This window comes from Anaerobiospirillum succiniciproducens DSM 6400 (assembly GCF_000482845.1).
Lineage (GTDB): Bacteria > Pseudomonadota > Gammaproteobacteria > Enterobacterales > Succinivibrionaceae > Anaerobiospirillum > Anaerobiospirillum succiniciproducens.
On sequence record NZ_AXWV01000024.1, the window covers coordinates 23557 to 37140 of the forward strand.

Genomic DNA, 13584 nt, shown 5'->3' on the forward strand with positions numbered 1-13584 from the left:
TGTTTTATTGCGCTCTAGGCAATTACTCCTCTTAAGAGAGGTTTGCGATTAATTATGATTAACTCCAAACAGCATCAGTGCATCTTATCTCGCAGCAAGCTTGCACTTGCACTCACTGCTGCCTGCTCAACCATACTGTTAAATGCTTGCAACCTAAATGACTTTGCTAATTCATTTCGTGACTTTGGTGGTGTTCAGATCGATAGCCATGAACTCGAGCTTAAACAGCAGTATCTGTACTCAAAATATGTCTGCTTAGACTTTGTCCCAGCACTGTCTCACTACTATGCATTAAATCGCACTACCTTTGCAGTGTATGCCGATGATAAAGCTACTGATGAACTTAAGCAGCACTATGAGGCTTTAGCTGATGTCATGCAGCAGCATGGTGCTGCAGTATGCCGGAGTAAAGCAAGCTGCAAAGGTCGAGCAACTGTCGTTAACAGCTCTTTAATCAAATCTCAAGATGACAGTATCTACATGGTTAATGTGAATACCAATAAGCTCAAGCTCTCTCGTCTTTACACCACTCAAGGCGAGTCTTTAGGACCAATGAGTGTCTTATCGCACAAGAAGGCCCTCTACCGCAGCAAGCTTACCGAGCCTAATCAATACCGCAGCGCTCAAGACTTTGAGGCACAAGCCCAAGAGCAACTGTTAAATGCATACCGTGCACAGACCATTGAGCAAACTCAAGATCTGTTTATTGATGAAAACGCTCAGGCCACTGCCAACATCACTGGTGCAATCGCTGCTGCCGCTACCTCAACTAGCACAGCAACTAAAGCAAGCAAATCAGCTAAGTTAAAGGCCTCAAATAAATCAAGATCAGTAAACAAGACTAAGAGCAAGGCCATCGCCCGCGCCACAACAAACTCTGCATCGCCAGCAGCTTACGCATCAACATCTGCATCAGCTGCCTCAAGCAAGGCATCTGCAAATGCCAATGCCAATGCGATCGCTAGCTCTAATGCCAAGAGCGAAGGCACTTCACTAGCTCAGGTTAATGATGTTAATGCGGCATCTAAGCAAGGTGAGAGTTCAGGTGCTAGCAAGCGCAGTGAGAGTCTCTTACCATCTTTAGACATGATGAGCGCAAAGCTTAGAGTGAATCAGAATGTCGAGGGATCTTCATTAACTGGCACGCTGCTAAGTGAGTCAGTGATGAATAAAGGCGCTGCCGAGGTTAAGGGAAGTGTTGCTGATGAGACCAAAACTAGGATGAGTGCGCCTGATAGCAGCTTGAGTGCTCAAGATAATGGCGTAAAGAGCGAGGAGCGCAAGGGATCTATTGGAGCAAACTGGCTAAGTCGCCTTTTGGGCATATCATCTGCCAATGCCATGGGGCTTGGTGAGGCTATGGATTTGGCTAAGGACAAGGTGAGGCAAAAGTCAGAACTAGAAAATACCAGCACCGGACAATTAGCGAGCAAACAAGATCCGATACCCATCCCTGACCAACTTAAGGAAGTGAGTATTAAGCCACAAAAGGTAAGTAACAACAATCCGCTTGAAGGCTTTGTCAGAGATATTCAATACAAAAACTTATATGGCAACTCTGTAATCTGGAAGTTTCATCCTGAATTACAAGAAGCTAAACGTATTGAGCTTGAGCAAATGCTGGCACTTGATGCCGCTAAGACCAATCCTGACCTGTTCAGGGCCGATCTTGATTACCTTAACTACATGTGTATTAAGGTCCATCCACAAGAGCAGCAGGATGCTTTACATGATGTCTCACCAATAGCTCATACAAAGGATAAGTACTGGATTAAAGAGCGTTTGGATGCCAAGGGCTTCAATTTTGATGAGCACCAGCTTTACTTTGCTCATGATGGCACTATTAGAACTAAGTACACCAAGGATGAAGAAGAGCTCTTTAGCCGTCAGTTTGCTGCAGCCATCCATGAGGCCAAGAAACGAACCGTACCAGATGCATACCCTTGGGAAGTTACTGATAGTGATGAAGTTACTTTTGCTAAGGTCACTGCCATGGTTAACGAAGGTAAAACCCTCGATTTAACTTTAAAACCTTTAACCGATCTGTCGGACTTTGCCTCTTCTAAGTACTTAACTAAATACCTCGCTCCATATGAAGAGCAGCTAATGAAGAATGACTACAAGAACTTAATGATATTCAAGTACGTGCAGCCACATGAGGATCATAGTGCACCACATTATGATTGCCCTGCAGCCTACTATGGCCACTTTGCTTTATCTAAGTATTTATCCAAAGATGTAATGAATTACTTAACTAAGTCTTATGTACAGCACTTAACCACTAAACCTAACGATGCGCCATATGAGCACCAAACGCTAAGTGCTTAGCGCCTTGCAAGCACGTTTAACTCTTGGTCTTGCACACAGATTCATTGCCAAATCTTATCTCATGGCAATGAGCGTATTAGCAATCTCAAGCCATGAGTTAGCGACCAAGATCTTGCTGTACATATTCTTAAACTTAAAAATGGAGACGCAATTTCACCTTTCTTGATGACATGCTCGCTAGGCTTGCTTCACTAAGCTGTGATGTGCTGTGCTTGGTTTAGCTTAACTTGGCTTGGCTTGGCTTTACGGCTAGCTTGGTTTGGACAGGCTTGGCTTTATGGCTGGGCTTGGCTTGATTGTAGTTTGGGTGTGATTGCGTAATTGTTATGGAATGCCTTAATCAAAAAGTTAGCTCCTCACGAGCAACTAAAGCACCTTTGTACCTGCTTTTGGGTATATCTGCAGGCGTCAGTGTGCTCTCCATGCTCAGCTCCTTAGGCCAATCTGAGCGTAGTCAAACTATGGAAGATGAAGAGGATGCGATAACAACTGCCCATAGCTCAGCAATCTTAACTGAGCTTAAGTCATCCTCAGAAAAAGAGCATATCGCTTTAACCTCAACTGATGACTTCTTAAGCGACTTAGTTAACTACACCGGACTTTATGAAGGCGCAAGCTTTAATGAGCATAAAGCTGAGGAGCTACTGCCACAACCTCAAGAGAAAGTTGCACGGGTACAAATTGAGAGCCAAGCACCAGCGGTAGTAGTTGAGAGTGCCCACGATAAAGCTGTCAAAGCACTGCAAGAGCGCCGTGCCTCAGCACTACTTAAGGCCTTGTCCTCATCTGTAGCAGTTGAGTCTGTCATGCAAGACAAGACCAATCTAGCTGCCTCTACAAAACTTGTCTCTGGCCATGGCTACGAAGCAGCACGTGATGGTCATGCAGTTGGGGTTAATGCTCAGCAATATCTAAACAATGCCTCAGCACGATTAAATGCCATTAACTCAGCTTCCTTATCTAGCGACAGTGGCGTTTATACATCAGGTGCAAGCTCTTTAGGCACTGCTTTAGATGGCAGAACTATGGATGCATATAACTCGCTTGCTTATGCTGGTTCACACTTTGATACCACCATGCAAAAAGCAGCCTCTGCCTTTACTTTAATGCAAGGATCAGTAGTTCCATGCGTACTTTTAACTGGCGTTAACTCTGATGTTCCGGGTATGGTACAAGCCCAGGTAATATCAGATGTTTATGACTCTACTAGCGGCGAGCATGTACTCATTCCTAAAGGCTCCAAGCTTTTAGGCCAATATGCCTCAGGTCCAATGCGTGGCCAAAAGCGCATGATGTTTGGCTTTAATCGCCTTATCTTCCCAAACGGTCGCTCTATGCAATTAGGATCAATGCCTGCAAGTTCACGAGATGGTTATGCCGGCATTGGCGCTAATGTAGACAATCGCTTCTTTGAAATTCTTGGCAATGCCATTTTATTAGGCGGTGTCACTGCCGGCATTGCTCTGAGCGTTGATGATAACGATCGTGACGCTAATGGCGATCTCACTCTCAACGGAGCTCTTTCCCAAGGCCTTGGCCAATCTGTGGGTCGTGTTATCACGCAGATTATCGAGCGCAATATGAATATCGCGCCGACACTCACTATCAAACCAGGCTATGAGTTCAATATCACGCTCATGCAAGATATCAACTTTGCAAACTAAGTTGATTTAATCCAAAAACCTTTTGCCAAGCCCAAGCATAAGCACATAGAGCATCACTTAAGCGAGGCTAATTCCTGACTCTTATTTAAGGTATGCCCATTGATAGCTAATGCTTGCTGCTACAAGCGCTAGCGTTTGCATGGTTGCGCGTGTACGACGTAGCTTAGTGCGACGCAGTTTAGTACGGGTAGTTTAGTGCTTCGTTGCGCTGGTGCAGCGTTCACTGTTGACCGGATTTGTTTGTGCTCTTGGCAAACTTTAAAACTTTTACATTGGAGGGCAGCACACGGGCCTCTTTAACTAGAGGCTACGCACTGATTTGCGTATGTACGATCATAGACATATTAGCTATGTACTACCTAGTGGCGTGGATATGGGACTACTTCAAGCTGTTGCCCCAACGATCGAATGGAACAAGTTAAAGCGCAAAGTAAGCTATGAGCCAAAATTCAAAGCTAAGAGCACTATCGACAATGTACTCGTCTCTTTAAACGATGAGTCATTAGATAGCTCTTGTTATGAAGAAGGCCTTAAGCTCATTGAGCACTTTGAGTCTAATGACTGCCTCACTCTGTCACATAGCATTACCTCTGCTGCAGCTATCGTAGAGAGAGTCTTTGAGCACCTCAATGCCATTAAAGAACGCGCTATACAAGAAGTGCTCTTTGACAGACTCCCTGACTTTGACAAGCAGAATCAAGTAAAGAGCAAAACATCTAAGTTTTCTTCTACATCAAACCATGCTCTATCTTCTGCCAAGGCCGCTGCTGCTAAGGCTGTTAGCAGCATGGATAAGCCACTTAGCGATATGAACATACCAAGTGATGCCATGGCCGTGTTTGAAGATGGCGCTCAGGTGACTAGCAATGGACTTGAAGGTATTGCTGAGGCTACTAGCAATGGACTTGAAGGTGTTGCAAAGCTTGTGCATGGCGATGAGTTTGAGCATGGCTTTGAAGAGTCACTCAATTGCAATGCCATGAGCCAGTATGCTTCAGATACTACTTTGAGGCCTATTGTGTATGCCCTGTCCAATGGCAAGTTTATCAACATCAAAGCATCTGATGGATCGTACTTTCACTCCTTTGAAAACAAAGGCTATATAAAGCATTTGTACGACTCACAAGCTGCCTTTTCTCAAGATGAAGTACATGACATTAGCGTAAAGGTTAAGTCGCTCTCTAGTGAGTATAGCTGTGCACTGCAAAGCAAGAAGCAGCATGGCGGTGCAGCTCTTGCCAAACAGAGCTACCAAGATGAGGTCATGAAGATTTTCACAGAAGCTGGCTATCGTTATATGAGTATCAAACTCATTGCACAGCTCTATGAGACTCTCTGTGCTTTAGATAGTGCCCATCGTAGCTTGCATAACTATGTGCCTTTTGAACCAGTGAATAACTATGAAGTTAGCGCCATGCCGCTTGATGTTGAAGTCAGCCCCAAGATCCGTCTGTTTGTCCGTCTCCTAGGCCTTTATCGTCTGTGCTTTGATTACAGCAAGGACAATGAGTGGTGCTCCATCATGCAAGATAGCTTCACTCTCTTTAGAGACTATACCGCCGCACAGCTGTTTAATCGCGATGCCATCAAAGATGTGCCTCATGATTTAGCCGCTATGCAAATTGAGCACGATATCAATCGCTCCAAAGAGAACAAGCGCTTCTTTAGCAGCCCTGAGCTGTTAGATAACGATGCTTGCCTGCTGTATGACTGCCGCTTGCACCATATCACTAATGAACGAGCTATTAAGTTTGAAAATTTCTTAGCTATCGCAGCCTATATCAATGCACGGCAGCGCTTTGTTAAGCACTTACAGGCAAACTCATGCACGCAAACAGCTGCCACTACTTGTTGATTTAAAGCTCTAGATCGGGATAAAAGCCCTTGTAACTCTATATTTTTTTAGGAGGACGGCTCCAAGGGGCGGTGAGCTTGACTATGCTCATGGCCCTTGTGGTCCGATTAACTATGTCTAAGCACCAAGATTCTTTATTTTTTGCCTTAAGCGTCGCTCGCAGATTGTTTAGCAACGCCATCAAGCCTATTTTCTTAAATATGCATGAGCGTAAGGCTTTACAAAGCCTTGCATCTAAAGCATCATCGCAACTCAAAAGAGGCCCATCTTATCATGCAGCATCTAGCATTAAGCTTTCTGTGGCTCTTATTTTGGGACTAAATTGTACCAATGCTCATGGAGCAATGCCGGTCTTTGATGGTGCTGTACTTGCTCAGACTATACAGGAGCAAGTGCTAGCCGTTGAGCAATGGGCTCGCGATAACATCAATCAGGCTAGGCAAATTAATGAGCTGCTCTCAGGTAATACCATTGCTAGTGATACGCAAATGCTCATGGACAAGAATTACACCATGGATAACAAATACACCTGGGAGTATATTCACAAGCTGCAGCAAGATACTATGGCCATGCTCTACGCTTCCAAAGCAATCTGGGATGAGTTTGGCTCAGCTAATCGCTATTACACCTCATTTAGAAAAGCTCAAGCCTGGGATCAGTGCATGCAATCGGGCAATTGTACTTTCTCTCAGACCTTACAAAATCTTGAGGATAGCTCCATCTCTCAGGCCATGCAGGCTTATAAAAATGCCGAGCAAATGAATGACAAACTCTTAGTGCAGATTGATAAGCTCCAACGCATTGCAGATGAAACACAAAACACTAACTCACAAGCCGCCACATTAGATGGTCTGTCAAAGATTAACGGCTCAGTAGCCTCCTCCATGATTGATCTCAATGCACAAGTAGCGCAGCTTACTAAGCTGCAAGGACATGCACTAGCTAAGCAGAGCAATCAAGTCCTGGCAGATGAGTTTTACTTTAGAGAGGTTGCCAAAAGCACTTCCAAAAAAGTAGAAACTCTCCCCACTCGCTTGCCATAGCCACACAGCAGTGCCCCATCAGCTCAGCTTAGCTTAGCTTAATAGCTAAGCTTAGTAGCTAAGCCTTCATCTAACCAAGAGAAGCGCACTTTGTGGCTGTTGTCTGTGATCTTGTTTTATCTACCTGCATGGGATGATGTTTTCTCCAGAAACTCTGGAAGGTGTTTTATCCAAAACCTATGGATGGCAATTTATCCAAAACTGTGGAAGGTGCTCTATCCACAAAGTTAATGCACAAGTGCAAAATGCAAAGGTGCATGGTCAGTGAGGTTAAAGATATGGTGTTGCCACAGCAATTCGGCAATGCACAGCCTAATAAAAGCGCAATGCACACTCTTTATGTGAGCGGCGCTTATCTTGTGCTAACTGCGCTTGTCCTTGCATTAATGAGCATTGAGTGCAAGGCAGCAAGCACTAGTCTTAGTGATGAAATCAGTCTTGCAGAAGTGCTTAAGCTCTATGAATACAAGCTTTTAGATATGCGTATGAGCATCATGAGTTTTTGTCAGACTATGATGTTCTACTTAGGCGCTATTAGCCTGGTAATCGAGGGGTCTAAGGCTATCTTAAGACATGCCGATTACTTCTACATCTTCACAGCCATGATCCGCATTATTCTAACTTTTGGTGCGATCTACTTTCTCATTTTCAATGGCTATGAATTTGCCTCGGATGTCATCAACTCATTAATTCAACTTGGTGCTGGTGATGAGCATAGAGGAAACTTAGAGGGCATGCTGCAGTTAATTGAGTCGTTCTTTACCTTAGCCGACAATTACGCCAAGCAAATGGCCGGCAAGAGCAAAGTTTATTACTACGTCTTCTTAACTGTAATGTTTGTGCTCTTAGTTGCCTTTATCTTGCGCTATGTCACTCTCTACGTCTGGTCAATGCTCTTGTGTGTAGCCGGCATGATTCTAATTCCTTTTGGCGCTCTTGCCTCTACTCGTGGTCTAGCTATTAGCTACTTTAGAGCCGTATTAGCTACAGGTATAGCCTTGATGACCCTCACCATCATCTACATCATTGGTATAGACGTGATTAGACTGCTTACAGTCAGAATCAATAACTATATTGCATCTGGCGGAACTATCCATCTACAGGATGCTGGCTACATCGTTATGGTCATGCTTTTTGTGGTTGGCATGGGATTTAAGCTACCTAGCATGATGTCATCCTTGGTATCTGTAAGCTCCTTTAACTATTTTACGCGCTTAAGCTTGCGCCCAAATAATCAAATTGTCTAGCCAATCAAGCTAAACAGCAGCGCAAGTCTCAGCTGATCCACATAGCCGAGCTCAACAACAAACGCACTTAATAGCTTGCTGCCGTTTGGCAAGCTTAAAGCCTTACAACCTATCTTTCCAGCAAGTGCTGCTCGCCTATCTCGTCCCACTTAATCAGGCGAGCAGTTCCTACCATCTTTTCCCGCCTGCAGCCATAAAATCAGCTAATTAATGTCCCGCAATTACTACCTAACTACACAAAAGTCAGCTACTTTTAGCTCTTGATTAGCGATAACTATGCTCGTTAGGATTGCCACGATTATCGAGATTCACTCGCTGTCAATTGCTCTTACTTCGTAAGCACAGCATCTGTCCGCTCTGTATGCATAAGAGTGCTATACATGTATCCCATTTGCCATGCTTGCTTGATGAACTTGCCTTGATGGGCAGTTTGATCGCAAGCTTGATAGCTCTATTGCTGTATGGATGCATACTTGAGCGCTTGTTTGATGGCTGCTAACTTGATGGCAGCTTGCTTGATAGCCGCTGACTTGATGGCTCTAGCGCTTGATGGCGGCCTGCTTGGTGAGTCGGTGGCGGCGGCTTTGCAATTTATTGCAAAAGCGCTTGCTTGTATGCCATTGAGGATGGGTGATTTTCAGTTCAATCAGTCTTATTTTGACTGTAATTGAGGGCTAGTGAAAAAAGTTTTGCATCAAGCTAGACACTATCTCAAATGAGCATATACTTTGTAATAGCTTCCCAAATTAAGCACTAAGCAATGATGCTTATCAAGGCGCTAGAGAGACTAGAGTGTCTGCAAGATTTTGAAAAATTTGCATGCTCTTAGTTGTCAGAGTAAGGCACTTGATAATGAAAAATGCTTAGATACAAAATTCTACATAACACTGTATTTATTTTGCTAAACAGCGCTGCTCACTTAGCTTCAAATGGCTCTTAGTCTTATAGCCATCTAAGATATGATAAGTGAGCTTGAGTATCTGTAGTTAATTATCAGTCTTGCAATAGATCTGGCTAAAGGCCTTGGGCTTTTGGCACGGTCTTGTATTCTTTTAATTAATCAAGCTAGTGCTACGAAGGCTTTGAAGATAACTTAAGTTCGTGCATTACAGCTACATGAAAAGATCACTTGGCAAGATAGCATTGATAATCACAGATAAGCACATGGAATTAATGCATTTACATGCCATTAGTCCATGGGCATAGTACTTGGGAACTTAGGCCATCGTATTGTTTTGGACTTCTGGAGCTTTTAGTGAACTGGAAAGTAGTTTTGGGCCTTATGACCTGCAATGTCGTGCTGATGTCTGCAAGTTATACCATGTTAATTCCGTTTTTGCCTTTGTACCTCAAAAATGAGCTCGGCGCATCCCCTGACTCGATTAATCTGTGGTCAGGTGCGATTTTCGCTGTCTCCTTTGCTGTTTGTGCGGTGATGGCTCCTATTTGGGGCAAGATGTCCGACTCTAAAGGCAAAAAGCTCATGTTGTTGCGCTCTAGCACCATGATTGCCATTACCTATTTTGCCGGCGCTTTCGTTCAAACTCCATTTCAGCTCTTCTTAGTCCGTGCCTTCCAAGGCTTTGCAGCCGGTTTATGGCCAGCATCTTTAGCCCTGACCTCAGCCTATACTCCAGCTAACAAAGTTGGTCTTTCTATGGGTGTGATGCAGTCAGCTAATATTTGCGGTGGTATTTTAGGCCCACTCTTTGGCGGCATCCTCGCACAGTACTTTGGTATTCGCACTTCATTCATGATTGCAGGTTGCGCCTTAGTGATTATCACATTGCTCACCTTAGTCTTAATTAAAGAACCACCTGCAACTGACAAAAATAAGAAAGCCAAGCCTACTAGCTACAAAGAATTACTGCATCGTGACGGCGTCATGGTTATCTTGATTGCGGCTGGCCTTACCAACATGGTTATCATGCTCTTGCAGCCTATTTTGACCTTGTATGTAGGAGAGTTACGCGGCTCGGATGAAAACCTCATCATGATCTCAGGCTTTGTATTCTCTTTATCTGGCTTTGCTGGAGCTATTGCAGCTCCAATTTGGGGTCGAAAAGGTCAAGCCATTGGCTTTTACCGCACTATGGTCACGGGACTTACAGCCTCAGGATGCTTAATTGCACTGCAGTTTATTCCTAACACTTTAGTGCCTTTTGCCATGCTGCAGTTCTGTGTAGGTTTAGGCTTTTCTGGCATCTTCCCATCAGCTAACTCTATGGCCATCAATTTAACTAGCCCACTTGAGCGTGGTTCGATGTTTGGTATGCTCTTCTCTGCTCAGCAGGTGGGTGGAACCATTGGCCCAATCATTGGCGGTGCGATTGCAACCTATTTAAACCTAGCCTCTATCTTCTTACTCTCGGGCTGTACACTTTTGTGCATTGCTCTTTTTGTTGTGCTCAAGGCTCCTGCATCCTTAAAGGCTGCGCCATCTACTTGCGCCAAAGAAACTCGCTCTCACGATGCTATTGCTGAGATTAAGGAGCAAGTGGCCTCAGAAATTGCCTCACAGCTTGAGGCCGAGCAGGCTGCCGCTAAATCAGTGCGTATGCACAACAAACATGATTACGAAGAGCGCACTATCGACTAGGCCATTGCCAGCAAAAAAGTTAGTTTCATTACGCAAAAGGCCCAACATTGTTGGGCCTTTTTGCTATGGTCGTGCCTTATGGCACTTTGATGCGCCTATATCGATTAAGCTTACTTGCTATAGCTAGTTGAATAAGCTTACTTGCTATAGCTAGTTGAATAAGCTTACTTGCTACAGCTAGTCGATTAAGCTTGCTTGCTGTAGCTAAAGCTCATTGAGCCTTAGCTAGTTGCACGCATAAACGCTAGTCGAGCAAGCAAAATTTGGTGCTTTGCTCTAGTCGAGCAAGCAAGACTGGGTGCATTGCTCTAGTCGAGTAAGGAGTCGCTTAGAACTGGGAAGCGCATGAAGGATGATGGTGAGCAATCGTCCTTCTCGATGTGGAAGCCTGTGGCAAAACGCTCACGCTTCCACTGATTGCGACGGAAGAGCGCAAAGAAGCGGTTTACAAAGCGTGTGATGTCAGCATCAGTTAAGTTAAGGTCAGTGGTTACTGCCTTGTACTTATCGCCCTTACCTGCAATGAGCTCATCGATAATCTGAGCTGGCATGAGGCGCTTGAGGGCAAAGAGCTGACGAATAGTATCTAACAGTGGATATGGCATCAGGTCTTTTTCATCAGTCTGCTCGCCACCTGGACGTAACTCAGCAGTTGGTGCCTGAGCAACGATAAATGACATGGCAGGCACCTTAAAGCGCTGATCAAAGCCATCCAGAGCAATACCTTGAGCGGTGATATAGCGATTGATTTTAAGGATATTGCTCTTACCAATACCGGCAATTGGAGAAACACCACCTGCGGTGTCACCATCCATAGTGCAATAACCTACGGCAGCCTCTGAGAGGTTAGAGGTGGCCATGAGTAAAAAGCCCTTGTGGTTGGCAAGGAGCCAAATACTAGGCAAACGAGAACGTGCCTGAATATTTTGCAAGGCTAAATCATCACTCTCCCAAGAAAGCTCATAGCCAAGCGCACCTTGAACCGTCTCAATATAATTCTTAACACTTGATGAGATCGACCACTTTTTAAAGGTCGCGCCTAAGCACTCACTCATTTGACGAGCTGCAGTTTCAGTTACCGAGCCTGAGTAGTCAGAGCCTTGATAAGCACAGTAAAGAACTTGCGGCATAATGTGCTTTTTAACTGCATCAATTACCTGATCCATGATGATGGAATTAGTAGCTGACAGATATGGGCCTAAGCCTGCGTAGGATACTACTTCTTCAGTGAAAGCATCGTAGTCAAACTTAACGCCTAAGTTCTTAAGCTCGCTTACATATTTCTCGACGCCTAAGTGTTTGATGGCATAGACCTGAGAGAGTGCAAAGCAAGTGGCACATAAAGCCGAGTCTGCACCGCCGGACATGGACAGAGCATAGCCTTTAGAGTAAGTCTTTCTCATCCAGTCCCAAAGACCAATCGCCACAGCCTTGAGCATCTCATCGTATTGCTCTAAAGCTGGCTCTGAGCCAGTCTTGATATCGGTGATCTCATATGGTCTAAAGGAGAAAAGGACAGAGCGAGAGACTACTTCATTGTCCTTAATCATCAAGCACTGACCATCATAGAGCTTACCACCGGCCTCACAGCCTAAGTTATTCACTCTAATTAAAGGTAAATCTAAGATGGCGCTTAAGGTTAAAGCTTGCTGCTCATGCTTTTGCGGAGCATCGACCTCATATGTGTACAGCTCTGGAGCAACAATGTATGCAAACTCATCTTTGTGAGAGTTTACGTACTCTTGCATCATCTCTGAGGCAAAGAAGTTGACATCACCAAAAGCAATTAAGATTTTCTTATTGCCAATAGTAGCTACATAACCATGAGTGAGGCTAAAGCCTGGGAACTCATAGGCCTGATAGAAGTAGCGCATGGAGGTATCAATGCGTGATGACTCAGGCTGCAGCTTCGATGGTGCGCAAAACTCGATACCGTCGCGAGATACAAGCACATAAGCTGAACCAAGTGGGCCCTCAGAGCCGTGAGAAGCACCTTCATCCTCATCCTCATCAGAGCCTACCGCAATCGACTCGGCAAAGGCTTGAGGATCCTCAAAGGAATCAGGACTCATCACTGCTGGCATGCCTAAACCCACGATAAAGTCTAAAGGTAGATCCTTAGCAAATGCCTCTACCTCAGCTTTAACCATAGATATAAAGGCAGGGCTTAAGAACATATCGTCACATTCAGCACCGCTAACGCACAGTTCTCCACAGAACAGTGCATTTTTCCCTTGATCCACGGCCTCTTTGACTGCTTGTGCTATAGCAGCTAGATTACGCTTCACACCAAGTGCATGACAATTTAGGGCTAAGGCTGCGGCCTTATCAAAACTAAGCTCTACCATAAATCCTCGTCGTTTGCTCAACGCCATTAACACATTGCATTCAGGCACTATTAAGTACCACTGCAACGTTCTAGTTTAATCCTTTTAGCATGCTAGTGACATGCTATTGCAAAAGAGTTCTAGAGACGTTGCTACCACTTATCTTAAGGCGTCATCGCTATTTTTAATAGTTTGCCCGGATGTACTGCATCAAAATGGCCACTACACGGCCAAATTTGGGCAAAATACAGCCACAATAAAACGGCCGCAGAATTAGATATTATTGCTTGCTTTTACTAAGAACAATGGCACAATATGACGCGTCAAACTGACTTAGAACAAGCATTAGATTAACGCTGTCATAGATGTATTTTGCTAAGCAAGTGCGTTACATTTGCGTATCTGTTGTGTGCATCCGTACTATAGCTTGAAAGTAGAGTACTATTGCTTGAATGCGTTTGTTGCACTTAAGCTAACTTAGTTAGCTGCTTAGCCTCATAGCTTTATTGATTAATTTTGTT

The 13584-nt window shown here is 44.5% G+C and carries 8 protein-coding genes; 7 read left to right on the forward strand and 1 reads right to left on the reverse strand.

Annotated features, from left to right (window positions below):
- The first annotated feature begins 54 nt into the window (after positions 1–54).
- From H524_RS0104100 to H524_RS14205, 7 genes are all read left to right on the forward strand, one after another.
- Positions 55–2328 carry a conjugal transfer lipoprotein TrbH gene (locus H524_RS0104100; protein ID WP_027939307.1) on the forward strand — a complete coding sequence of 758 codons (2274 nt, stop codon included), beginning with the start codon at positions 55–57 and terminating at the stop codon, positions 2326–2328.
- 326 nt (positions 2329–2654) lie between these two features.
- Positions 2655–3992, forward strand: coding sequence for a TraB/TrbI/VirB10 family type IV secretion system protein (locus H524_RS16380; protein ID WP_084281646.1), 1338 nt, complete (start codon positions 2655–2657; stop codon positions 3990–3992).
- 373 nt (positions 3993–4365) lie between these two features.
- Entirely contained in the window at positions 4366–5847 is a 1482-nt protein-coding gene (locus H524_RS0104120) for a hypothetical protein (protein ID WP_027939308.1), read from the forward strand.
- A gap of 311 nt (positions 5848–6158) precedes the next feature.
- A complete protein-coding gene (locus tag H524_RS0104125) occupies positions 6159–6890 on the forward strand; it encodes a hypothetical protein (RefSeq protein WP_156907530.1) in 732 nt (243 codons plus the stop codon).
- Positions 6891–7147: 257 nt separating this feature from the next.
- Positions 7148–8137: a type IV secretion system protein gene (locus H524_RS0104130; protein WP_169726128.1), complete on the forward strand. Its 990-nt coding sequence runs from the start codon at positions 7148–7150 to the stop codon at positions 8135–8137.
- A 461-nt stretch (positions 8138–8598) separates the two neighbouring features.
- Positions 8599–8808 carry a hypothetical protein gene (locus tag H524_RS17425; RefSeq protein WP_044121463.1) on the forward strand — a complete coding sequence of 70 codons (210 nt, stop codon included), beginning with the start codon at positions 8599–8601 and terminating at the stop codon, positions 8806–8808.
- A 584-nt stretch (positions 8809–9392) separates the two neighbouring features.
- On the forward strand, positions 9393–10736 hold the full coding sequence (locus H524_RS14205) for an MFS transporter (protein WP_084281647.1): 1344 nt from the start codon (positions 9393–9395) through the stop codon (positions 10734–10736).
- Between the two features lie 308 nt (positions 10737–11044).
- On the opposite strand, the gene nadE is transcribed toward H524_RS14205, so the two are convergent.
- Entirely contained in the window at positions 11045–13084 is a 2040-nt protein-coding gene (gene nadE, locus H524_RS16385; protein WP_052338903.1) for an NAD(+) synthase, read from the reverse strand.
- Between the last annotated feature and the right edge of the window lie 500 nt (positions 13085–13584).

What these genes read in the sequence shown, in the direction of transcription:
- H524_RS0104100 (WP_027939307.1), top strand. Translation starts at nt 55, where the DNA reads ATGATTAACTCCAAACAGCATCAGTGCATCTTATCTCGCAGCAAGCTT.
- H524_RS16380 (WP_084281646.1), top strand. Translation starts at nt 2,655, where the DNA reads ATGGAATGCCTTAATCAAAAAGTTAGCTCCTCACGAGCAACTAAAGCA.
- H524_RS0104120 (WP_027939308.1), top strand. Translation starts at nt 4,366, where the DNA reads ATGGGACTACTTCAAGCTGTTGCCCCAACGATCGAATGGAACAAGTTA.
- H524_RS0104130 (WP_169726128.1), top strand. Translation starts at nt 7,148, where the DNA reads ATGGTCAGTGAGGTTAAAGATATGGTGTTGCCACAGCAATTCGGCAAT.
- H524_RS17425 (WP_044121463.1), top strand. Translation starts at nt 8,599, where the DNA reads ATGGATGCATACTTGAGCGCTTGTTTGATGGCTGCTAACTTGATGGCA.
- nadE (WP_052338903.1), bottom strand. Translation starts at nt 13,084, where the DNA reads ATGGTAGAGCTTAGTTTTGATAAGGCCGCAGCCTTAGCCCTAAATTGT.